This is a genomic window from Citrobacter sp. Cu233, assembly GCF_030332225.1.
In the GTDB taxonomy this organism is placed as follows: domain Bacteria; phylum Pseudomonadota; class Gammaproteobacteria; order Enterobacterales; family Enterobacteriaceae; genus Citrobacter.
This window is the reverse complement of the sequence record NZ_JAOWIF010000028.1, coordinates 935,246-958,726: the sequence shown is the minus strand read 5'-3', so window position 1 is coordinate 958,726 and position 23,481 is coordinate 935,246. Positions and strand designations below refer to the sequence as shown.

Below are 23,481 nucleotides of genomic sequence, written 5' to 3'. Positions count from 1 at the left end.
CAATAATAGGGTTATACTCTTACATGCAACCTCATCAAATGCTTTTGGAGTTTAAATAAATCAGTGAGTTGCACATATCGTTGCTCGCTTTTCAACATGTGCGTATAATGCGCAATACATTATAATTAATAAAAGTGGTTGGAAGTGATTACTGGAATTAAGATGAATTTAAAAAGCGCATCATTGTCTGAGCGTGATAACTGTACCTCCTTTGAGCCCAACAAGTTAGGTTTGTACAACGTTTCAGAAATGTTCAATCGTTTTGATGAAGGTAATGATAGATCTCATAAACTCGCATCTACAATGTTGCTGGATAACTACCCCCAATCAGAGAGTTTCATTAAGATAGGCAGTGAATATTTTTCTGATCTCTCTACCTTTTGTTATATGGTGAGATTCAATAGTGAAATATATTCTGACGGTTGTAACATGCTGGAGTCTGGTAAATGTACAACGTATGCTGAGTATGGAGAAGCCTTTGCAAAGAAAGCCTCTATTGTATCTTTATTTGGAAACGATGAGGAATGTTATTTTACTAATGCTCTTTTCACAATGTCTCGCTTTACTTTCAGTGTTGAAACATCGAAAAATCTGGCAATAAATTATATGATATTGCTTGACAGGCTTTGCAAGGAAATTGATTTGCAGGGCGAAGTAAATACATTTTTTCGGTCTAAAGCATGGTGCTCATTAGATCACGAAATACATGAATTTATTTCTAGGCATATTCAAACAGATCCTGGTTTGCAAAATAAAGAGTTATTCTGGAATAGTTATAATTCCTGCCTCACTTTCTGTAATGAAGTGGCTGAGAATTTAGCGAAAGTATTGAAAGAAAAACAGTGAATTAGAAATAATTTTTGGAAACGAGATCACTTGTAACGTTAGTTTTTTTCAGAAAGAGGCCTATTTTAAGCTACATCACAGATGTCTACAGCGCGTTTACACCTCATAAAAGAGAGGGTGATACATGTGTATTGCTCAATTGGTCTGCTCTCTGTAGATACACACAATATTCTACGAGATCCACTGCTCGCTCACAACGGAGCTTCAGCACCATGCGCCTCCCGCCAGAAGCAGACGTAAATGTTTTATATAAAAGGCGAAGTCGGTACTTTGCATAAATGCCATTTGAAATAACAACCTCCAGAGTCGACCCCGTTTATGACCTGTGTAATGCCAAATCCCGCATTGTCGATGGGATTGCCCCGTTCCGGTAGACGATCCCGCCGATGAGCGAACGCGATCAGTAAGGTGCTTCGCACGATGACCTGTAACGTCCTGTACATAGTGCTGCGGAAATATCTGGATTATCCCTTTTGCTTCTCTTGTCTTATCTATTATTGCTGCGGCTCAATGATTAATAATAAAAACAAAAGCCCCAAAAGGGAGTTTGGAAATATCTTATCCATAATGTTAATTATTGATGAAATTAAAGTAACACCCCGTAAAGTTTGGATATTTTTATTTTCCATAGACGAGAATTTACATATGATGATATAATGTGCCGGGAAAAACAGGCTGGTTATTAACCTGCCTGTCATGCAAATAAATTGTCGAGGAGACTCTTCCAGTGGGACGTAAATGGGCCAATATTGTTGGTAAAAAAACGGCTAAAGACGGTGCAACGTCTAAAGTATATTCAAAATTCGGTGTGGAAATCTATGCTGCTGCTAAACAAGGTGAACCAGACCCGGAATTAAACACAGCTTTAAAATTCGTTATTGAACGTGCAAAACAAGCACAAGTTCCAAAGCATGTTATTGATAAAGCAATAGATAAAGCCAAAGGTGGCGGCGATGAAACGTTCATGGCAGGGCGTTATGAAGGCTTTGGACCAAGCGGTTCAATGATTATCGCTGAAACGTTGACTTCAAATGTTAACCGTACGATTGCTAATATTCGCTCAATCTTCAATAAAAAAGGCGGAAATATCGGTGCGGCGGGTTCTGTCAGCTATATGTTTGACAATACCGGAGTCATTGTATTTAAAGGCACTGACCCAGATCATATTTTTGAAATTTTGCTTGAAGCTGAAGTTGATGTTCGTGATGTAACCGAAGAAGAAGGTAGTATTGTTATTTATACTGAAGCTACGGATCTTCATAAAGGCATTGCAGCCCTCAAAGCAGCTGGAATTACTGAGTTTTCAACAACAGAATTAGAAATGATTGCTCAATCAGAAATTGAACTTTCACCAGAAGATTTAGAAATCTTTGAAGGACTTGTTGATGCCCTTGAAGATGATGATGATGTTCAAAAAATATATCATAACGTTGCAAATCTCTAATTATAAATTAAAGAAATCTGTCATTGTGGCAGATTTTATAAATTGTAAGTTTGTTATGATCAACATGTCTGATAAGATGTGTTGATTATAAAAAACAGATAAAATACTATTACTAAAAGAAAAGCATTAATTTAAATTCCTGGCCTTAACTATCTGATAATCTATGGCAAAGGAGCTCCTGCACGTTCAGGTTTTCAATACTGAACCGTATTATCTTGAGTAAGGACAATGCTGATATGAATATTATTGAAAGTGGTATTCGTGACGTAAAACAAGGTAAAAATGTCACAATAGTCATGCCTGTGAATCTTTATGAATGCGAGCTGGGCCATGATGTGTTTGTCGGACCATTTGTTGAGATACAAAAGGGATGCGTCATAGGCGATAGAACTAAAGTGCAGTCCCATACTTTCATCTGTGAGAACGTTACCTTAGGCGAGGACTGCTTTATAGGGCATGGCGTGACCTTTGCTAACGATCTTTTCAAGAGCGGAAGTCCTGACGCTTCTGCAAAAAGCTGGATTAATATTGTATTAGGCAACGCAGTAACGGTGGGGAGTGGAGCCACAATTTTAACAACGGAAATTTGCAGTGGTGCGGTGATTGGTGCCGGTAGTGTGGTGACAAAGCCCGTGCTGGTAAAAGGCGTGTATGCTGGCAATCCGGCCAGACTTTTGCGAAAGCTTTAAGTATTACCTTTGCCATCGCGAACCCAAATTTATGTTCTTCCCGGACTGTTCATGTCAACCCCTCTTGTTCGCAGACGGGGCGACTATTCTTGCTGCTCACGCCATATAAAGAAACGTCTGCTGCATCAGACGTTACGTTCTTCTGAATGGTGCCGCAGGTCATGACTCATTTCCTGTAGTTCATTGATTAGTCTTGCTAAATGGAAACCATCGCACACGGAGTGATGTACCTGAACGGCGAGAGGTAACAAGACTTTCCCATCTTGTTCATAGTATTTTCCAAGTGTAAACATGGGGGCAAAAAAGTTCTGCATGTTCGCAATGTTGATATTAAAACTGGTAAAACTTACCCAAGGAATAGCCGATACGAAAAATACATTTTCCGGAGATTCTCCCTTCGGCCAATAAGAAAGATTATTACAATAGCGTGTCACGTCTTCTGAATAAGTGTTTTGAAAGTGATGAATATTGCCATCGTAGCGGCTCCATAATGATGAAAAAGTCTCAGTTTCATTATGGAAAATGGTATAGCTTGGATGAATTTCATTCCATATGACAAGCTCATTGTTCTTTACGGCCATACGGAATTCAGTATGCTTGTTGACAACTTTAGAAAGGAGGGAAATCATAGTAGGGTAGAATTTCCAGCCAATCTTTTTTATATGTTTTAGTACTGCGGTAATGTCTAACAGAACAGTTTGGTTAATTGTACTTTGAGCAAAAGACTGAAATACCTCAAAATGCTCTTTCCTCGCCCAATGAGATAAGTCAACAGTCGTATATTCTGGCGTCGTTTTTTTCATTTTTTATCCTTTGATTTGCAATCAAATATCATATTTTAGCCTAAGTCTTTCCATGACTTAATCACCCTGCATGTCCCGAAGTATGTTACCAGCGAACGCATTTGTGAGAGTAGCGTATCCTTATACAGGAGGAAAGATTAACTCTTCTTCACAAGAGACTTTGCACCCCTGGATTTACGATACCATTCATCAATATGTAACGTGCTTCTTTGCGCGTGTATTGATCGATTAACGGCACAAGTCGTCTGAAATGCTCACTCGCACAATGTTCATCGAGCGCCGCGTGGTTTGGCCATTCTTCTATAAAAATAAAATGCCCGGGATCTTTTTCATCAATATAGAGGTCATAAGCAAGACAGAGCGGTTCTTTCTTCGTGGCGGATATGAGTTCACGATACAAAGGGAGAACGGTTTCAATATATTCAGGTTTGATAAAATCTTCAGCAATGACCTTTAACATGTAGCCTCCTGGCAGAAAATGAATGCACACTCTGCAATGAAGATATTATTTAAGCAAGATGACACCACGTGATATCGACTGATGAGTGAATCATTCCAGCTATCAATCAGATGATGTGTATAACTGTGATCCACCTCACCTCCCGGCAACCAAAATTTCCTGCGACTCGACGCCATCCTCTATCTGTTTTGCCACCTTTTGTAAGGCCGGAAGATGTTTTTCTGCAGCCTGTTCGATGCTCATCGCGCTGGCCATATACACCAGATTCAGGCAACCGATCACCCGCTGTTCACTGCGAATGGGGACGGCGATGGAGGCGATTTTCTCCTCCTGATCCCAGCCGCGATAGTTCTGGCCAAAGCCGTCTTTTCGCGCGCGGGTCAGGATGGCATTGAGCTTCAGTGGCTCTCGCGCTAACTGGTATTCTTCTCCGGGTCGCGAGGCCAGCATCTCGATCAGTTCCTGACGTTCATTCTCCGGGCAAAATGCCAGCCAGGTCAGGCCGGAGGCGGTTTTCAATAGCGGTAAGCGACGTCCAACCATCGCGCGGTGAAACGATAAGCGGCTGAAGCGGTGGGTGGTTTCACGTACCACCATTGCATCCACATCCAGGGTGGAAACATCGGTCGGCCAGATGACCTCGCGCAGCAAATCTCCCAGCAGCGGGGCAGCCAGGGCAGAAATCCACTGCTCGTCACGAAATCCCTCACTGAGCTGGCGGACTTTAATGGTTAAACGAAAGCTGTCATCGGAAAGACTGCGCCGGACGTAACCCTCATCCTGTAACGTTTCCAGCAGTCGCCTGACCGTAGTGCGGTGCAGGCCGCTCAGCTCAGCCAGCAGGCCAACACTGGCTCCACCATCGAGTCGGTTTAACATATTTAATAACATTAATCCGCGCGTTAATCCGCGTACGGTTTTGTATTCGGTACCGTCGTCATTTTTCATATTTATTGACAAATCTACAGGTAAAACAACGTTGTGCACTTAGTGCACGTCCAGGCATGTTTTGATTGTAGCGCAAAAACTCACTCCTATACTGACCGCACAATAAAAAATAATTTACATCTTTTTAACAAAATGAATTGCGTCTCGCCAGGGCCTGCAATTGCGTTTTGTCCGAGTAGTGAGGTTCTGAAATGACAACGATAAACCCGGATATCCAGCCCGCTGTACAGCACGCCGTGCAGGTGGCGATTGCCGGTGCCGGCCCGGTAGGGCTGATGATGGCTAACTACCTTGGCCAGATGGGCATTGAGGTACTGGTGGTGGAGAAACTCGACAAACTGATCGACTATCCCCGTGCCATCGGCATTGACGATGAAGCGCTGCGCACCATGCAGTCCGTTGGCCTGGTCGAAAACGTTTTGCCGCACACCACGCCGTGGCACGCGATGCGCTTTCTTACCCCGAAAGGCCGTTGCTTTGCCGATATCCAGCCGATGACCGATGAATTTGGCTGGTCGCGCCGTAACGCGTTTATTCAGCCACAGGTGGACGCAGTGATGCTGGAAGGGCTGTCGCGTTTTCCCAATGTGCGCTGCCTGTTCTCCCGCGAACTGGAAGCCTTCGGCCAACAAAACGGCGAAGTGACACTGAACCTGAAAGCGCCAGACGGTCAGCGTGAAACGGTGAAAGCGCAGTGGCTGGTGGCCTGCGATGGTGGTGGCAGCAATGTCAGACGTTCGTTGAATGTACCGTTTGAAGGAAAAACCGCGCCGAATCAGTGGATTGTGGTGGATATCGCCAACGATCCGCTCAGCACGCCGCATGTCTATTTGTGCTGCGATCCGGTGCGTCCCTATGTCTCTGCCGCACTGCCGCATGCGGTGCGTCGTTTTGAGTTTATGGTGATGCCGGGGGAAACCGAAGCGCAACTGAGTGAGCCGCAAAATATGCGCCAGCTGTTGAGCAAAGTACTGCCGAACCCGGATAACGTCGAACTGATCCGCCAACGCGTCTATACCCATAACGCCCGTCTGGCCGAACGTTTTCGCATTGACCGCGTACTGCTGGCTGGCGACGCGGCGCACATTATGCCGGTCTGGCAGGGGCAGGGTTACAACAGCGGCATGCGCGATGCCTTCAACCTGGCGTGGAAACTGGCGCTGGTTATCAACGGTAAAGCCGGTGATGCGCTGCTGGATACCTACCAGCAGGAACGCCGTGACCACGCCAAAGCGATGATTGATTTGTCCGTTACCGCAGGCAACGTGCTGGCACCGCCGAAACGCTGGCACGGCGCGGTGCGCGACGGGGTTTCCTGGCTGCTGAACTACATTCCGCCGGTCAAACGCTACTTCCTGGAAATGCGTTTTAAACCGATGCCGCAGTACCACGTCGGGGCGCTGGTGCGTGAAGGCGAGGCGAAAACGTCACCGGTCGGCAAGATGTTTATCCAGCCGAAAGTGACGCTGGAAACAGGCGAGGTGACGCTGCTCGACAACGTTATCGGAGCGAATTTTGCGGTGATTGGCTGGGGCTGTAATCCGCAGTGGGGCATGAACGAGGCGCAAATCCAGCAGTGGCGCGCGCTTGGCACGCGGTTTATCCAGGTGGTGCCGGATACCCAGATTAATACCGAGCAGGATAACCATGACGGCGTTATCCGCATTGGTGATACGCAGAACCGCTTGCGTGCCTGGTTTTCTCAGCATAACGCCGCGCTGGTGGTGATGCGCCCGGATCGCTTTGTTGCTGCCGTTGCCATTCCGCAAACCCTGGGCAATACCCTGAATAAACTGGCGTCGGTGATGACGCTTACCCGCGCCAATGCCGCTGTTCCCGTTGAAAAGGTAGCCTGATATGCACGCTTATCTTCACTGTCTTTCCCATTCGCCGCTGGTGGGCTATGTCGACCCGGCGCAGGCCGTGCTCGATGAAGTCAACGGCGTGATCGCCAGCGCCCGTGCGCGCATTGCGGCGTTCGATCCTGAACTGGTGGTGTTGTTTGCCCCCGATCATTACAACGGTTTTTTCTACGACGTGATGCCGCCCTTCTGTTTAGGCGTGGGGGCCACGGCGATTGGCGATTTCGGCAGCGCAGCGGGGGAACTGCCGGTGCCAACAGATCTCGCTGAAGCTTGTGCCCACGCGGTGATGAAAAGCGGCATCGATCTCGCCGTGTCCTACAACATGCAGGTCGATCACGGCTTCGCGCAGCCGCTGGAGTTTCTGCTCGGCGGTCTGGATAAGGTGCCAGTGTTACCCGTGTTTATTAACGGCGTCGCCACGCCGCTACCGGGCTTCCAGCGTACCCGCATGCTCGGCGAAGCGATTGGTCGTTTCGCCAGTTCGCTGAATAAGCGCGTGCTGTTTTTAGGCTCCGGCGGGCTGTCGCATCAGCCGCCGGTACCGGAGCTGGCAAAGGCTGATGCGCACATGCGTGACCGCCTGCTCGGCAGCGGCAAACAGCTACCCGAAAACGAGCGAGAACTGCGCCAGCAGCGGGTAATCAGCGCCGCCGAGAAGTTCGTGACCGATCAAAACACGCTGCACCCGCTTAACCCCGTCTGGGATAACCGCTTTATGACCCTGCTTGAGCAGGGACGTTTGCAGGAGCTGGACACGGTCAGTAACGAAGAGCTGTCCGCGATGGCGGGCAAATCAACGCACGAAGTGAAAACCTGGGTTGCTGCCTTTGCCGCCATTTCTGCCTTTGGTAACTGGCGCAGCGAAGGCCGTTATTACCGCCCGATCCCGGAGTGGATCGCCGGATTTGGCTCCCTGAGCGCCACTACACAGAACTGAAACAGAACTGAAACAGAACTGAATATGCAGGAGAACATGATGACTTACCAACCGCAAACCGAAGCCTCCACCAGCCGTTTTCTTGAGGTGCAGGAAGCAGGTGAAACCCTGCGTGTGCATTTTAATGACTGTGGACAGGGCGAAGAAACCGTCGTGCTGTTACATGGCTCCGGTCCGGGCGCGACGGGCTGGGCGAACTTCAGCCGTAATATCGATCCGCTGGTGGAGGCCGGTTACCGGGTGATCCTGCTGGATTGTCCTGGCTGGGGCAAAAGCGATGGGATCGTTAACCGTGGGTCGCGATCCGATCTCAATGCCCGCATCCTGAAAAGCGTGGTCGATCAACTGGATATTCAGAAAATCCACCTGCTGGGCAACTCGATGGGGGGGCACAGTTCCGTAGCATTTACCCTGAGCTGGCCGGAGCGCGTGGGCAAGCTGGTGCTGATGGGCGGCGGGACGGGCGGCATGAGCCTGTTTACGCCGATGCCAACCGAAGGCATCAAGCGCCTGAATCAGCTGTACCGCGAACCGACCATCGAGAACCTGAAACTGATGATGGAGATCTTTGTTTTCGACACAAGCGATCTCACCGAAGCGCTGTTTGAAGCGCGTCTGAACAACATGCTGTCGCGCCGCGACCACCTGGAAAACTTTGTTCAGAGCCTGGAAGCGAACCCGAAACAGTTCCCTGACTTTGGCCCGCGTCTGGCGGAAATTAAAGCCCAGACCCTGATTGTCTGGGGACGCAACGACCGCTTTGTGCCGATGGACGCCGGTCTGCGCCTGCTCTCCGGAATTGCCGGTTCTGAACTGCACATCTACCGCGACTGTGGGCACTGGGCGCAGTGGGAACATGCGGAAGCCTTTAATCAGCTGGTGCTGAACTTCCTCGCACGCCCTTAAGGAATGGATATGACGAAGCAAAATCTTGAACAGTTAGCCGCCGATTTACGTCAGGCGGAGGAAAAGGGCGAAGCGATAGGGCCATTGCGTGAGCTGATTGGCATGGACAACGCCGAGGCGGCTTACGCTATTCAACGCATCAACGTGCAGTACGACGTGGCGCGTGGGCGTCGCGTGGTCGGGCGCAAAGTGGGGCTGACGCACCCGAAGGTGCAGCAACAGCTGGGCGTCAATCAACCGGACTTCGGCACGCTGTTTGCCGACATGTGCTATGGCGATAACGAAACCATTGCGTTTGAGCGCGTGCTGCAACCGCGTATTGAAGCGGAGATTGCGCTGGTTCTGAACCGAGATCTGCCCAATGCCGACACCACCTTTGACGAGCTGGTTAACGCCATCGCGTGGGTATTACCGGCACTGGAAGTGGTCGGCAGCCGTATCCGCGACTGGTCAATCAAGTTTGTTGATACCGTGGCGGATAACGCCTCCTGCGGCGTGTATGTGGTCGGTGGCCCGGCACAGCGTCTGGCAGGGTTAGATTTGAAAAACTGCGCGATGAAAATGACGCGCAATAACGAAGAGGTCTCCAGCGGGCGCGGCAGCGAATGTCTGGGGCATCCGATCAACGCCGCTGTCTGGCTGGCACGCAAAATGGCCAGCCTCGGTGAGCCTCTGCGTGCGGGAGACATCATTCTCACCGGGGCGTTAGGTCCAATGGTGGCGGTGAATGCGGGCGATCGTTTTGAAGCCCATATTGAGGGTATTGGTTCAGTTGCCGCCACGTTTTCTGCGGCGGTGTCAAAAGGAAGTCAGTCATGAGTAAGCGTAAAGTCGCCATTATCGGCTCCGGCAACATCGGCACCGATTTGATGATAAAAATTCTGCGTCACGGCACGTATCTGGAAATGGCGGTGATGGTTGGTATTGACCCAGAATCCGATGGTCTGGCACGCGCCAGGCGTATGGGCGTCGCCACCACCCATGAAGGTGTGACGGGGTTAATAGCCATGCCTGAATTTGCCGACATCGACATCGTGTTTGATGCCACCAGCGCGGGCGCGCACGTGAAAAACGACGCCGCCTTACGGGCGGTGAAACCGGGCATTCGCCTGATCGATCTCACACCCGCGGCCATTGGCCCATACTGCGTACCGGTGGTGAATCTGGACGCTAACGTCGATCAGCAGAACGTCAATATGGTGACCTGCGGCGGGCAGGCGACTATCCCAATGGTCGCGGCGGTTTCTCGCGTGGCACGCGTCCATTACGCCGAGATTATTGCCTCAATTGCCAGCAAATCGGCGGGGCCGGGCACCCGCGCCAATATTGATGAGTTTACTGAAACCACGTCGAAGGCGATTGAAGTGGTGGGTGGCGCGGAAAAAGGTAAAGCCATTATTGTGCTTAACCCGGCAGAGCCGCCGCTGATGATGCGCGATACGGTGTATGTGCTGAGCGAAGACGCTTCTCAGGCGGAAATTGAGGCGTCGATTAATGAAATGGCGGCGGCGGTACAGGCGTATGTGCCGGGCTATCGCCTGAAACAGCGCGTGCAGTTTGACGTCATCCCTGAGGATAAACCGGTCAATCTGCCGGGCATCGGTCAGTTCTCCGGGCTGAAAACCGCCGTCTATCTGGAAGTGGAAGGCGCGGCGCACTACCTGCCAGCCTACGCCGGTAACCTCGATATTATGACCTCCAGTGCGCTGGCGACCGCCGAGAAAATGGCGCAGTCACTTACCTGTCAGGCAGGAGAAGCAGCATGAACGGTAAAAAACTCTATATCTCTGACGTGACCCTGCGCGACGGCATGCACGCCATTCGTCACCAGTATTCGCTGGAAAACGTGCGCCAGATTGCCAAAGCGCTGGACGACGCGCGAGTCGATTCCATTGAAGTGGCGCACGGCGACGGTCTACAGGGTTCCAGTTTTAACTACGGCTTTGGTGCACACAGCGACCTGGAGTGGATTGAGGCCGCGGCGGAGGTGGTGAAGCACGCTAAAATCGCCACGCTGTTGCTGCCAGGTATCGGCACCATTCACGACCTGAAAAATGCCTGGCAGGCCGGTGCGCGGGTGGTGCGCGTGGCGACCCACTGCACCGAAGCGGATGTGTCAGCCCAGCATATTCAGTATGCGCGCGAGCTGGGTATGGACACCGTCGGCTTTCTGATGATGAGCCACATGACCACGCCGGAAAACCTCGCTCAGCAGGCGAAGCTGATGGAAAACTACGGCGCAACCTGTATTTATGTGGTTGATTCCGGCGGGGCGATGAATATGAGCGATATCCGCGACCGCTTCCGCGCCCTGAAAGCCGTACTGAAACCGGAAACAGAAACCGGGATGCACGCCCACCATAACCTGAGCCTCGGTGTGGCGAATTCAATTGCCGCGGTAGAAGAGGGCTGCGATCGTATTGATGCCAGCCTCGCGGGGATGGGCGCAGGTGCAGGTAATGCGCCGCTGGAGGTGTTTATCGCCGCAGCGGATAAGCTCGGCTGGCAGCACGGCACCGATCTTTATGCGTTGATGGACGCCGCCGACGATCTGGTGCGCCCGCTGCAGGATCGCCCGGTGCGGGTGGATCGTGAAACACTGGCGCTGGGTTATGCCGGGGTGTACTCCAGCTTCCTGCGCCATTGCGAAGTGGCGGCAGCGCGTTACGGTCTGAGCGCGGTAGATATTTTGGTGGAACTGGGCAAACGCCGAATGGTCGGCGGCCAGGAAGATATGATCGTTGATGTGGCGCTGGATCTGCGCAACAGCAAGTAAAAATGATTACGCGGCTGGCAATGTATCAGCCGCGATTCACCTGCATCGTGACCTCTGAGGGACATCTTATGACGACCCGTACCTCCGCATCCTCTTCGCGCCTGACGCTGACCGTCGGGCTGTGTTTTTTAGTTGCCCTGATGGAGGGGCTGGATTTACAAGCCGCCGGTATCGCTGCCGTTGGTATCGCTCAAGCCTTTGCGCTGGATAAAATGCAAATGGGCTGGATCTTCAGCGCCGGGATTTTGGGATTACTGCCCGGCGCGTTGGTGGGCGGCATGCTGGCCGACCGCTATGGGCGCAAGCGCATTCTCATTGGCTCCGTGGCGCTGTTTGGCCTGTTCTCCCTGGCAACGGCGCTGTCGTGGGACTTTTCAACGTTAGTCATCGCCCGCCTGATGACCGGCGTCGGGCTGGGAGCCGCATTGCCGAACCTGATTGCGTTAACCTCCGAAGCCGCGGGCCCGCGTTTTCGTGGTACGGCGGTGAGCCTGATGTACTGCGGTGTGCCAATTGGTGCGGCGCTGGCGGCGGCGCTCGGGTTTAGCGGCCTGGCGTCTGCCTGGCAAACGGTATTCTGGGTAGGAGGCGTGATCCCGCTGCTGCTGGTGCCGCTGTTGATGCGCTGGCTGCCGGAATCACAGGTTTATACCCAGCAAATACAGGCGGCACCTGCGCCGCTGCGCGCGCTGTTCGCACCCGCGACCGCGACCGCCACGCTGCTGCTGTGGCTGTGCTATTTCTTCACCCTGCTGGTGGTGTACATGCTGATCAACTGGCTGCCGATGCTGCTGGTCGAGCAGGGCTTTCGCCCATCCCAGGCGGCAGGCGTGATGTTTGCCCTGCAAATCGGTGCGGCCAGCGGCACGTTAATCCTCGGGGCGTTGATGGACAAACTGCGCCCGGTGGTGATGTCATTACTGATTTACACCGGTATGCTGGTCTCGTTGCTGGCGTTGGGGACGGTTTCGTCATGGAGCGGCATGCTGATGGCCGGCTTTGTTGCTGGCATGTTTGCCACCGGAGGACAAAGCGTGCTGTATGCGCTGGCGCCGCTGTTTTACAACACGTCAATCCGCGCCACCGGCGTAGGCACTGCCGTGGCGGTTGGGCGCTTAGGCGCGATGAGCGGCCCGCTGCTGGCGGGCAAAATGCTGGCGCTGGGCACCGGAACGGTAGGCGTGATGGCGGCCTCCGCGCCGGGCATTCTGCTGGCCGGTCTGGCAGTATTTATCCTGATGAACCGCAAATCTCAGATGCCGATTCCAGACAGCGGTGCTTAAGCGCTCATTCGGTTGTATGAGCGGGGGAGATACGGTTCCCACTTCCGGGTGAACGCCAGCCGACGACCACGTTGCCAGAGTTTATATAAAGCCTGGCAACGGAGGCGTTATGAGCTGGCGGCCCTTTTTGTATCTGATTATTAATCCTCACCCGGTATTAAGCGCCAGGCGTGGTCATCTGCGTCTGGTGCAGGGGTGACTTTGCATTCTGTTAACAAACACGGTATAACAAACCTTCTTTGGATGTTTAGATGTCCATACGTTTGGAAGGTTATATGCAAACAACACAACAAAATGCGCCACTGAAGCGCACGATGAAAACGCGTCACCTGATTATGCTCTCCTTAGGCGGCGTGATTGGCACAGGGTTATTCTTCAATACCGGGTACATCATCTCGACCACGGGGGCGGCGGGAACGCTACTGGCTTATCTGATTGGTGCGCTGGTGGTCTGGCTGGTGATGCAGTGCCTGGGCGAGTTGTCGGTCGCAATGCCGGAAACCGGGGCGTTTCACGTCTATGCTGCGCGCTATCTCGGACCAGCGACGGGGTATACCGTCGCCTGGCTCTACTGGCTGACCTGGACTGTGGCGCTGGGTTCAAGCTTTACCGCTGCCGGATTCTGCATGCAGTACTGGTTTCCTCAGGTGCCGGTATGGGTCTGGTGTGTGGTGTTCTGCGCGATTATTTTTGCTCTCAACGTTATCTCTACACGCTTTTTTGCCGAAGGGGAGTTCTGGTTTTCGCTGGTGAAAGTGGTCACCATCATCGCGTTTATTCTCCTCGGCGGAGCGGCTATTTTCGGCTTTATCCCGATGCAGGATGGTTCACCCGCACCGGGACTGAGTAACATCACGGCGGAAGGCTGGTTCCCGCACGGCGGCCTGCCGATCCTGATGACCATGGTCGCGGTGAACTTTGCCTTTTCGGGGACTGAGCTTATCGGTATTGCCGCTGGCGAAACGGAAAATCCGCGCAAGGTGATCCCGGTGGCGATTCGTACCACCATCGCCCGGTTGATTATTTTCTTTATCGGCACTGTGTTTGTGCTGGCGGCGCTAATCCCAATGCAACAGGCAGGCGTGGAGAAGAGCCCGTTTGTGCTGGTATTTGAGAAAGTGGGCATTCCGTACGCCGCTGATATTTTTAACTTCGTGATCCTGACCGCCATTCTTTCTGCGGCGAACTCCGGGCTGTATGCTTCCGGACGCATGCTGTGGTCGCTGTCGAATGAACGAACGCTGCCAGCCTGTTTTGCGCAGGTCACGAAAAATGGCGTACCGTTGACGGCGCTGTCTGTCAGTATGCTTGGCGGTGTGCTGGCGCTGTTTTCCAGCGTAGTGGCCCCGGATACGGTGTTTGTCGCATTGTCGGCGATCTCCGGATTTGCGGTAGTGGCGGTGTGGCTGAGTATCTGCGCTTCGCATTTTGTGTTTCGCCGCCGCCATCTGCAGCAGGGTAAGGCATTGAGTGAATTGCATTATCGCGCCCCGTGGTATCCGCTGGTACCCGTACTGGGTTTTGTGCTGTGCCTGGTGGCCTGTGTGGGACTGGCATTCGATCCGGCGCAGAGAATTGCGTTGTGGTGCGGGTTACCGTTTGTCGCGTTGTGTTATGGTGCTTATTTCCTTACTCAACCCCGTAAAGCAAAACAGGAGCCAGAACATGTCGCAGAATAATCCGTTACGCGCCCTCCTCGATAAACAGGATTTCCTGTTGCTGGATGGTGCTCTGGCGACGGAGCTGGAAGCGCGAGGGTGTAATTTAGCCGACAGCCTGTGGTCTGCCAGGGTGCTGGTAGAAAACCCGGAGCTTATCCGCGAAGTTCACCTGGATTACTTCCGGGCAGGGGCACAGTGCGCAATCACCGCCAGCTATCAGGCAACACCGGCGGGTTTTGCCGCGCTCGGTCTGGATGAGGCGCAGTCGAAAGCGCTGATTGGCAAAAGCGTGGAGCTGGCGCGCAAAGCGCGTGAGGCGTATCTGGCGGAAAATCCGCAGGCCGGGACGTTACTGGTTGCGGGGTCCGTCGGGCCTTACGGTGCCTTTCTGGCCGATGGCTCCGAGTATCGTGGCGATTACGCGTTAAGCATTGAAGCGTTACAGGCATTTCATCGTCCGCGTGTTGAAGCGTTGCTGGATGCCGGGGCCGATCTGCTGGCCTGTGAAACGATGCCGAATTTTGCTGAAATTCGCGCGCTGGCTGAGTTGTTAACCATGTATCCGCGTGCGCGGGCATGGTTCTCGTTTACCCTGCGTGACAGCGAACATCTGAGCGATGGTACAGCGCTGCGCGACGTGGTCGCTTTCCTTGCGCAATATCCGCAGGTGGTGGCGTTAGGCATTAACTGCATTGCGCTGGAAAAGACCACCGCTGCGTTGCAGCATCTGCATGGCTTAACGGCGCTGCCGCTGGTGGTGTATCCCAATTCCGGCGAGCATTACGATGCGGTGAGCAAAACCTGGCATCGTCACGGTGAACACTGTGCGCGGCTGGTGGACTATTTGCTGCAATGGCAGGCGGCGGGCGCGCGGTTGATTGGCGGGTGCTGTCGCACCACGCCTGCGGATATCGCCGCGTTAAAAGCGCAAAGCTGAGACTTATTGCCCGATGGCGGTTTACGCCTTATCGGGCCTGCAACTCGCACGAACTGTAGGCCGGGTTAGCGCAGCGCTACCCGGCACAAATCATGCCGCATCCGCCAGAACAAACATGCCGTACGGATGGATTTCGAGGTAATACTGTTCGCCAACGTCCGGCTGCAGACGCGTGGCGTTAACCTGCAATAGAATCTCCTGACCGTGCCACTCTACCGTGACCTCATACTGCGGCCCCATATAGGCCACGTGGCGGATCACGCAGCGCTGACTCTCTTCGCCGCGATCGCTAAGCGTGATGGCCTCCGGGCGCACGCCGACCATGCCTTCCCCCTGCGTGTCAAAGTGCAACGGGCGCGGCAGATGGTAGCCGTATATATCGACGTATCTGTCGCTGAAGGTGGCCGGGAACAGGTTAGCATCGCCCATAAAACTCGCCATAAAGCGTGAGGCCGGCTGGCGATAGAGCTCCTGCGGCGAGCCAATCTGCATGATGTGCCCCTTGTTCATGACCAGTACGGTATCGGACACCGCAAAGGCTTCGCTCTGATCGTGGGTGACGTACAGTGAGGTGATATCAAACTGTTTTTGCAGTTCGCGGATCTTATCGCGCATGCTGCGACGCAGGTTGGCATCGAGATTACTCAGCGGCTCATCAAACAGCAGTACCTTTGGTTTGAGGATCAGCGCGCGCGCCAGCGCTACACGCTGCTGCTGCCCCCCGGAGATCTGATCGACATAGCGTTCTTCGAAACCCTCCAGATCGACCATCGCCAGCGCTTCTTTGACGCGAGCCTTCACCTCTGGGCGCGATACGCCAAGCATTTTCAGGCCATAGCCGACGTTTTCTCCCAGCGACATATGCGGGAACAGGGCGTAGGACTGAAACACCATACAGATATCGCGCTGTTGAATAGAGCGGTGGGTGACGTCTTCGCCATCAATAAAAATCTGCCCTTCGCTCGGTTTTTCCAGTCCGGCAACCAGGCGCAAAATGGTGGTTTTGCCACAACCGGACGGGCCGAGCAGCGTCACCATTTGTCCCTGTGGGATGGTGAGATTGATATTGTCGATAACCGTGTTGCTGCCAAATCGTTTGGTGACGTTGCGCAGTTCAACGAAATTTTTCTGGGTCATAGTGCGCTCCATTACGCCTGGTTTTTGGCTTTTGAACGGGAGGTTCGTGATTCACCGATCAGCCAGTCAAAGATAAAAATAATCGCCAGCATCACCACGATCAGAATGGAACCGTAGGCAATCGCCACGCCGTATTCGCCGTCTTCTACGCGGTTCAGGATGTAAGCCGTCGCCACACGGGTATCCGGCGTGACGAGGAACACAATGGCGCTGACGGTCGTAATAGCGCGGACAAAGCTGTAGATCAGCGCAGAGAGGATTGCCGGGCGCAGCAGCGGCAGCAGGATGTGCGTAATCGTACGCAGCGAACCGGCGCGCAGGCTGAGTGAGGCTTCATCCAGTGATTTATCGATCTGGCCTAATCCTGCGATACCCGCACGAATGCCGACCGGTACGTTACGCATCACCATCGAGATAATGACGATTGCTGCGGTACCGGTGAGGTACACCGGGGCGCTGTTAAAGGCCAGAATATATGACACACCCGCGACGGTGCCCGGTACGGCAAAGCACAGCATGGTGGTGAACTCGATGGTCTTCTTACCTTTGAACTGCTGACGTACCACAATCCAGGCGATAAGCAGACCGAAGATGGCGGTGATCGGCGCAGCAATCCCGGCGTAGAGCAGGGTATCGAGCAGTGAAGGCCATGCACCGTCGCTCATTCCCTGGCCGAACAATTTGGTAAAGTTCGCCAGCGTCAGGGTGTAGTCCACGCCCCAGTTGACGGTGAAGCTGCCGTAGAAAATGCTGCCGTACAGCAGGGCGTTGAAGGCAATCCACACCGCCAGCAGGGCAACCACGCTCCACACCAGCGTGACGGGTAGCGGCTGCACGTCGCCACGGTAGGATTTACCTGAAACGGTGACGTACGAGCGTTTACCGATCCACATGTACTGCACGCAGAATACCAGCAGTGAGAACAGCAGCAGGAAAGCGCCCAGCGTACTGGCGGCCTGGTAGTCGAGTTGTGATCCGGTGATATAGAAGTAAATTTGCGTTGCCAGCACGTCGAAGTTGCCGCCGAGCACCAACGGGTTACTGAAGTCGGCCAGCGACTGTACCACCACGATCAAAAAGGCGTTCGCCAGCGCCGGTTTCAGCAGCGGGACAAATACGCCGTTAAAGGTCTGCCAGCGGCTGGCACGCAGGGTATATGACGCCTCTTCCAGTGAGGGATGAATGGTTTTGATCGCGCCATCGAGGATCATAAATGCCATTGGGGTAAAGGCCAGTACCTGCGCCAGCCAGATGCCGGTAAAGCCGTACAGCCAGTTGGTGTTGGTCAGCCCGAACCACTCAACCATAAATTCGGTGATGTAGCCGGAGCGTCCCATCATCAGGGTGACACCCAGGCCAACGACAAACGGCGGGGTAACGATCGGCAAAATCGAGAAAATACGGCCAATGATGGCGCTGCGTTTGGCGATGCGGGTGGTGTAGATAGCCAGCACCAGACCGAAGAAGGTGCAGCCAATACCAACGGCGATCGACAGCATAATCGAGTTGAGGATCACCTGAATAATATGCGCCTGGGACAGCACATTCATAAACGCCAGCGGGGCAAACTCCCCGGCGTCGTTGGTGAACATCGGAATGAAAATCGCGATGCTCGGCCAGACGATAAAAATACCGATCAGCGCGACAATGGCGGTGAGCGAGCCGATAACGAAACGGTCGCCGCCCAACCATTCGAGGCGGGTGAGCGCCAGGGTCATAATCGCGCCAAGTGCCACAAACAGTACGATGGTGGCATAACCTAAGCCGCGCCCTTCAAGGGTGGCGCTGGCAACGATAAAGGCCATGCAGAAAAACGCCCAGCCCGCGTCAAGATAATGGCGGCTGCGCTGTTCGCGTCGGGCTTCATTAAACGGACGCACCAGCAGCAGGCTCGGCAGCAGATACCATAGCCAGCTAATGTTGAAATGTGACCAGCTGTAGGCGTCGAGAATTTCGTCGCGCGTGGACTCCAGCAGGCCATAGTCCAGGCTCCAGCTTGGCAGCAAGGCAAACGCCAGCCAGCCGAGCAAAACCCAAAGGAATATCGCATCCCGTTTTTTCACGGGATGGAGTGCAAGTGTATGTGACATAGCGGTTCCGATAATGTAGGCCGGGTCAGGCGTTTACGCCGCACCCGGCAAATGAACGCAACGTGGGCTTATTTACCCATCTTCACTTCGCTAACCCACTTATTGATCAACGCTTTACGCACATCGGTAGAGCCGTACTTATCCATGTCGTAATTGATAAGCTTCAGATCGTCGAGTTTCAGCGAGTTCGGCGAGGTCTCGGCGGTGGTGTTGGTCAGGATCTGATAGGACTTGCCTTTCTTCCACGCCAGCTCCTGAGCCTCTTTTGACAGTACCCAGTCAACGAACAGTTTGGCGTTGTCGAGGTTACGCGCGCCTTTCAGGATGCTGACACCGCCAATTTCATAGCCGGTACCTTCGCATGGGGAGATTAGCTCCAGTGGGGCACCCTGTTCTTTTTCCAGCGAGTAGTCGTGCAGGAAGCCAATGCCAATCGCCGTTTCGCCACGGGCGGCGTTACGTGCCGGGGCAATGCCTGATTTAGTGTATTGAGAGACGTTGGCGTTGAGCTGTTTCAGGTAGTCAAAGGCCTGATCTTCACCCCACAGTTGAGCAAAGGTCGCCAGTGCGGTGTAGGCGGTGCCTGAACTCTGCGGGTCAGCAATCTGGATTTCACCTTTGTATTCCGGTTTGGTCAGATCTTTCCAGCATTTTGGCACCGGCAGGTTTTTCTCTTTCAGGCGCTGAGTATTGACGCCAAAGCCCAGAATACCGACGTAAACCGCGGAGGAGAGGTTGCCTTTTACTTTTGCCGGATCGCGGAATTTCTCCATGATTTGTGTGAGGTTCGGTGATTTATACGGTTGCAGCAGACCCATTTCCCCGGCCTGAGATTGCGGGTCCAGCGTACCGCCGTACCACACATCTGCCTGTGGGTTTTTCTTCTCGGCATCGACTTTCGCCAGCGTACTGCCGGAGCCGTTGCGAATGAACGATGTCTTCACGTCATATTTGTCGCCGAAGGCTTTGGTTTCGGTTTCACACATCTCGTTAGTGGCGCTGCAATAGACCACCAGACGACCTTGTGCTTGTGCCGCACTGCTGAAGGCAGCCAGCGCCAGAGTAGAGGCAATCAGGGTAGAGGTAAGCGTCAGTTTCATTGTTTTATCCTTTGACTGAGAGAAGGGGCGATACCCGCGATGAGCAGCGGCATCAGCAATAAACCCATAAAGACAGCGGCAACCGAGAGCAAACTGAACATCCCCGACCAGCCGTAATGTTCTATGACCAACGACAGCGGCCAGCCCGCCAACGCGGCCCCCAGATAGGCGAACAGCCCGAGAAAACCGGTGATTGAACCTGCCGCCGCCTTGTGTCCGCATTCGACGGCCGCCAGACCAATCAACATCTGCGGGCCAAACACAAAAAAGCCCACGGTAAAGAAACAGACCGCCAGCAGTGCGTAGTGGTGAACCGGCGCCAGCCACAACGCGGCGACGGAAACCATCAGCCCTAACGTGAACAGCAAAATCATCGGGGCGCGCTGACCGCTGAACAGCAAATCCGATCCCCAACCGGCAAACAGCGCACCGAGCAAGCCGCCGACCTCAAACAACATCACCGTGGCGTTGGCGCTGAGCAGGTTGACGCCGTGGCTTTCCGTCAGCCAGATGTTGCCCCAGTCGTTAAGCGCGATGCGGATCAAATACACCAGCACATACGACACCCCCAGCAGCCAGATCATCGGATTCTTCAGCATGGTAGTGCGTAACATTTGCCACAATCCCATCGGTGGGCTTTGCTGTTCCTGGCGTAGCTCCAGCGGGTCGTGCCGCCACTCCCCCACTGTCGGTAATCCCTCTTCCTGGGGCGTGCCTTTCAGTTGCAGCGTCAGCCAGATACCTAATGCCATGCTGATGATCCCTGGTGCCAGCATCGCCGCCTGCCAGCCCCACCAGTGGGCGGCAAAGGCGCTAATCAGTGGGATGATGGCCCCACCGATGTTGATTGACATATTCCAGCAGCCCCACCAGAAGCCGCGTTCGTTACGCGAATACCAGTGGGTCAGCAGGCGGGCGCAGGGCGGCCAGCCCCAGCCCTGAAAAAATCCGTTGAGCGTCCAGACCGCCAGCAGCAGCGTCAGCGATTCACCAAACGCGAACACCACGTTCAGGATGCCGGTAGCGAACAGGCCTATTCCCATAAATGCGCGCTGCCCGTGGCTGTCATGCCAGAGTCCCGCGGTAAACTTCGACAAACCATAGGTCAGGTAAAACAGCGATCCCAACAGACCGATATCACTTTTATCCAGTCCCAGATCCGTTTGCAGTGCCGGGAGCACGTAGTTAACGCTTTTGCGCGTCAGGTAAAATGCGGCATATCCCACCACCATACACATCAGCAGCCGGGGACGTAGTGTCCGGTAGCGTTGGTCTGTTTCGCTGGCTGAGCGTGCATGCATAGCTGTCTCCGTTTGTGCTGACTATAGGTAAGCGAAAGCAAAAGGGGATGAGAGAAAGTCCGGAGTGACTAAGACTTTTTCCTGGTTAAGGGGCGATTTGTTGCAAATTTGTGGGCAGGTTAACAATTACCCGCGTACCGTGGTGAGATTCGAGCGTCAGCTCGCCGCCGAGCGCGCTGACCCGTTCACGCATCCCCTGGATACCAAAACCGGGAATTTTTTCAGGAAGAATGCCCACGCCGTTATCATCGACTTCCAGCAACAGGCAGTGATCCTGTTGGCGCAGCGCAATCGACACCTCGCTGGCATCGGCATGTTTACAGACGTTATTGAGCAATTCCTGCAACAGACGGTACAGCGTAAAGCGCACCGTTTCATTTTCTGGCGTATTTTCCAGTCGGTAATCAAACCGGCAGTGAATACCCCGTTCGGCAAAGGCAAATTCATTAACCAAATGGTGCAGCGCATCTTTAAAAGACAGCTCGTCAAGCGCGGGCGGGCGTAGCTGGCGCAGTAACTGGCGGGTTGAATGGTGGATACGCCGGGCAAGATCGTTGATCTGGTTCGCCGCTTCGAGCGTTTGCTCAGGACCCTGCGAACGTTTAACCAACTGAGACTGAATTTGAATGGCGGTAATGTTCTGGCCAATTTCATCATGCAGTTCCCGCGCCAGGCTTTTGCGCGTGTTTTCTTCCGTGCGGATCAGTTGTTCAGTCAATGCGCGGCGGGCCGCCAGTTCGCTTTCCAGACGCTGGCGATAATGGTGCAGGTTTTGCGCCAGATGCTGCTGGCGGCTGATGGCTATTCCCAGCCCTATGCCCAGCAGCGCCTGGGTGGTGAGGAAAATCTCCAGTTCGACCAGGTTGCTAAATCCTACGCCTATCTGGCGGGCGATGGTGATCATCATACTGCCGAGCAGTCCGGACAAAACGCCGCCCTGCCAACCGAATTTCCATGCCATCACCACGTTGGGCAGGAACACGACAATCAGCAACAGGCGTTCGATGTCTGGCGAGAGCACCATCTGCGTGCCGATACCAATAATAAAGAACAGACTGCACCAAATGATAAGTGAAGTGCGCAGCGGTGGATTGGTGGTATCCAGACCGAGTAAATGATAGCGGTGTTGCTGGCGCAGAAATTCGTAGATCAGATAGACAAACGGGGTGAGCAGCACACCACCGGTAAACGATGCCAGCCCAATCAACATCGCCGGGCTTTGAATAAAGGGAGACAGCAGCGCAGTATTGAGCAGCGACGTGATTGTCACGGCGGCCAGCAGTAAGGTGAGCCGCTGCCAGTAGAGCGGGAAGCGATGCCAGTATGACTGACCGATACTGGCCGGTATCAGGCTTATCAGCGGTGCGGCTGGCAGAAGATAACCATTGAGTAACTGTTCGTTGTGCAGCCAGAACAGGATCAACACCGGCGGCAATACCAGCGCGGGCCAGTAGCGGCGGGACAGCAGGATCAGTAGGGCGAGATAGACGCCGTGCGGCAGAAATAATGCCGCCTGCTGACCGTTATGGGTCAGGTAAAAACCTAACGTCCACAGCATTAGCCAGCCTGAACCCCAGGCCAGTAGAATAAACAGAGAGATAACCCAGTGGCGAGCAGAGCGAGACATTAATGCCCCGTCAGCAACTGGTGGTCGAGAGCAAAATGCACCAGATCGATGGTGCTGTGGCATTGCAGCTTGCCCAGTACATTCGCGCGGTGGACGTGGACCGTTTTATGACTGAGGTCGAGCTTAAAGGCTACCTCTTTCACGCTGTCACCTTTGACCAGCAGATCAAACACTTCGCGTTCGCGCGGGGTTAATACCTCCAGCACCTGCGCAGGTTGCTCCCCACCGCGTAACGCCCGCAGCGCATCGGCGCACAGGTAATGGCCTCCCATACCGACTGAGCGCACTGCCTGTACCAACTCTTCCGGTCCACAGCGTTTGGTCAGATAACCGCTGGCCCCGGCATCCAGCGCGCTTTGTACAAACGTCGGCGCGTCATAAATGCTGAGAATAATGGCGCGAAAGCCGGGTTTTTGCGCCCGCAGCCGTTTTAGCAGACTCAGACCATTTTCATCCGGCATGGCGATATCCATGACCGCGACATTGACGTCCTCGCGCAGTAATGCCGACCAGGCCTCTGCCGCACTGCTGTACTGGCCGATAACGGCGAGATCCTCTTCGAGACCGAGTAATTGCGCAAAGCCGGAACGCACTACCACATGGTCATCCACCAGCACAACATGAATCATGATATTGCTCTCTTGCCTGACAAGGATATCTATGATGCCTGC

At 53.7% G+C, this 23,481-nt stretch carries 21 protein-coding genes; 12 read left to right on the top strand and 9 right to left on the bottom strand.

The genetic code is table 11. The features are described from left to right. Positions 1 to 162: 162 nt before the first annotated feature. From OGX95_RS05320 to OGX95_RS05310, 3 genes are all read left to right on the top strand, one after another. On the top strand, positions 163 to 846 hold the full coding sequence (locus tag OGX95_RS05320; RefSeq protein ID WP_286628569.1) for a hypothetical protein: 684 nt from the start codon (positions 163 to 165) through the stop codon (positions 844 to 846). 727 nt (positions 847 to 1,573) lie between these two features. Beyond that, positions 1,574 to 2,290, top strand: coding sequence for a YebC/PmpR family DNA-binding transcriptional regulator (locus tag OGX95_RS05315; protein ID WP_286628568.1), 717 nt, complete (start codon positions 1,574 to 1,576; stop codon positions 2,288 to 2,290). 236 nt (positions 2,291 to 2,526) lie between these two features. Beyond that, positions 2,527 to 2,979 carry an acyltransferase gene (locus OGX95_RS05310; protein WP_286628567.1) on the top strand — a complete coding sequence of 151 codons (453 nt, stop codon included), beginning with the start codon at positions 2,527 to 2,529 and terminating at the stop codon, positions 2,977 to 2,979. Positions 2,980 to 3,104: 125 nt separating this feature from the next. Here the strand turns inward: OGX95_RS05310 and catA are convergent, their stop codons facing one another. The 3 genes from catA to OGX95_RS05295 all read right to left on the bottom strand — a co-directional run bounded on the left by catA (position 3,105) and on the right by OGX95_RS05295 (position 5,190). Further along, positions 3,105 to 3,782, bottom strand: a complete 678-nt coding sequence (gene catA / locus OGX95_RS05305; RefSeq protein ID WP_286628565.1) for a type A chloramphenicol O-acetyltransferase — start codon at positions 3,780 to 3,782, stop codon at positions 3,105 to 3,107. A gap of 148 nt (positions 3,783 to 3,930) precedes the next feature. Further along, a complete protein-coding gene (locus tag OGX95_RS05300; protein WP_286628564.1) occupies positions 3,931 to 4,242 on the bottom strand; it encodes a putative quinol monooxygenase in 312 nt (103 codons plus the stop codon). A gap of 135 nt (positions 4,243 to 4,377) precedes the next feature. Next, positions 4,378 to 5,190: a DNA-binding transcriptional regulator gene (locus OGX95_RS05295; RefSeq protein WP_286628562.1), complete on the bottom strand. Its 813-nt coding sequence runs from the start codon at positions 5,188 to 5,190 to the stop codon at positions 4,378 to 4,380. A gap of 191 nt (positions 5,191 to 5,381) precedes the next feature. On the opposite strand from OGX95_RS05295, the gene OGX95_RS05290 reads away from it, so the two are divergent. The 9 genes from OGX95_RS05290 (at position 5,382) to mmuM (ending at position 15,555) form a co-directional block, all read left to right on the top strand. Further along, positions 5,382 to 7,046, top strand: a complete 1,665-nt coding sequence (locus OGX95_RS05290; RefSeq protein ID WP_286628561.1) for a bifunctional 3-(3-hydroxy-phenyl)propionate/3-hydroxycinnamic acid hydroxylase — start codon at positions 5,382 to 5,384, stop codon at positions 7,044 to 7,046. Position 7,047: 1 nt separating this feature from the next. Next, positions 7,048 to 7,992, top strand: coding sequence for a 2,3-dihydroxyphenylpropionate/2,3-dihydroxicinnamic acid 1,2-dioxygenase (mhpB, locus tag OGX95_RS05285; protein WP_271449923.1), 945 nt, complete (start codon positions 7,048 to 7,050; stop codon positions 7,990 to 7,992). Between the two features lie 39 nt (positions 7,993 to 8,031). Then, a complete protein-coding gene (gene mhpC / locus OGX95_RS05280) occupies positions 8,032 to 8,898 on the top strand; it encodes a 2-hydroxy-6-oxonona-2,4-dienedioate hydrolase (protein ID WP_286628698.1) in 867 nt (288 codons plus the stop codon). 9 nt (positions 8,899 to 8,907) lie between these two features. After that, positions 8,908 to 9,717, top strand: a complete 810-nt coding sequence (gene mhpD / locus OGX95_RS05275) for a 2-keto-4-pentenoate hydratase (RefSeq protein ID WP_286628560.1) — start codon at positions 8,908 to 8,910, stop codon at positions 9,715 to 9,717. Continuing rightward, a complete protein-coding gene (gene mhpF / locus OGX95_RS05270) occupies positions 9,714 to 10,664 on the top strand; it encodes an acetaldehyde dehydrogenase (protein WP_286628559.1) in 951 nt (316 codons plus the stop codon). Before mhpD ends, mhpF begins: the two co-directional genes overlap by 4 nt. Then, positions 10,661 to 11,674, top strand: a complete 1,014-nt coding sequence (mhpE, locus tag OGX95_RS05265) for a 4-hydroxy-2-oxovalerate aldolase (RefSeq protein WP_286628558.1) — start codon at positions 10,661 to 10,663, stop codon at positions 11,672 to 11,674. Before mhpF ends, mhpE begins: the two co-directional genes overlap by 4 nt. Before the next feature lie 68 nt (positions 11,675 to 11,742). Then, on the top strand, positions 11,743 to 12,957 hold the full coding sequence (mhpT, locus tag OGX95_RS05260; protein ID WP_286628557.1) for a 3-(3-hydroxy-phenyl)propionate transporter MhpT: 1,215 nt from the start codon (positions 11,743 to 11,745) through the stop codon (positions 12,955 to 12,957). Between the two features lie 275 nt (positions 12,958 to 13,232). Next, on the top strand, positions 13,233 to 14,636 hold the full coding sequence (gene mmuP, locus OGX95_RS05255; RefSeq protein WP_286628556.1) for an S-methylmethionine permease: 1,404 nt from the start codon (positions 13,233 to 13,235) through the stop codon (positions 14,634 to 14,636). Then, the gene (gene mmuM, locus OGX95_RS05250; protein ID WP_286628555.1) at positions 14,623 to 15,555 is read left to right on the top strand and encodes a homocysteine S-methyltransferase; all 933 of its coding nucleotides are present in this window, start codon (positions 14,623 to 14,625) and stop codon (positions 15,553 to 15,555) included. The genes mmuP and mmuM overlap by 14 nt, the downstream gene beginning before the upstream one ends. 90 nt (positions 15,556 to 15,645) lie before the next feature. Here mmuM and fbpC read toward each other — a convergent pair whose 3' ends face one another. From fbpC to OGX95_RS05220, 6 genes are all read right to left on the bottom strand, one after another. Beyond that, the gene (gene fbpC / locus OGX95_RS05245; protein WP_286628554.1) at positions 15,646 to 16,692 is read right to left on the bottom strand and encodes a ferric ABC transporter ATP-binding protein; all 1,047 of its coding nucleotides are present in this window, start codon (positions 16,690 to 16,692) and stop codon (positions 15,646 to 15,648) included. A gap of 11 nt (positions 16,693 to 16,703) precedes the next feature. Then, positions 16,704 to 18,782 carry an ABC transporter permease gene (locus OGX95_RS05240; RefSeq protein ID WP_286628553.1) on the bottom strand — a complete coding sequence of 693 codons (2,079 nt, stop codon included), beginning with the start codon at positions 18,780 to 18,782 and terminating at the stop codon, positions 16,704 to 16,706. Between the two features lie 68 nt (positions 18,783 to 18,850). Then, positions 18,851 to 19,882: an ABC transporter substrate-binding protein gene (locus OGX95_RS05235; RefSeq protein WP_271441120.1), complete on the bottom strand. Its 1,032-nt coding sequence runs from the start codon at positions 19,880 to 19,882 to the stop codon at positions 18,851 to 18,853. Beyond that, positions 19,879 to 21,183 (bottom strand): MFS transporter family glucose-6-phosphate receptor UhpC, encoded by a 1,305-nt coding sequence (uhpC, locus tag OGX95_RS05230; protein ID WP_286628552.1) that lies wholly within the window; start codon positions 21,181 to 21,183, stop codon positions 19,879 to 19,881. Before uhpC ends, OGX95_RS05235 begins: the two co-directional genes overlap by 4 nt. Positions 21,184 to 21,268: 85 nt before the next feature. Next, positions 21,269 to 22,810 carry an MASE1 domain-containing sensor histidine kinase gene (locus tag OGX95_RS05225; protein ID WP_286628551.1) on the bottom strand — a complete coding sequence of 514 codons (1,542 nt, stop codon included), beginning with the start codon at positions 22,808 to 22,810 and terminating at the stop codon, positions 21,269 to 21,271. Next, entirely contained in the window at positions 22,810 to 23,439 is a 630-nt protein-coding gene (locus OGX95_RS05220) for a response regulator transcription factor (RefSeq protein ID WP_286628550.1), read from the bottom strand. Before OGX95_RS05220 ends, OGX95_RS05225 begins: the two co-directional genes overlap by 1 nt. Positions 23,440 to 23,481 lie beyond the last annotated feature (42 nt).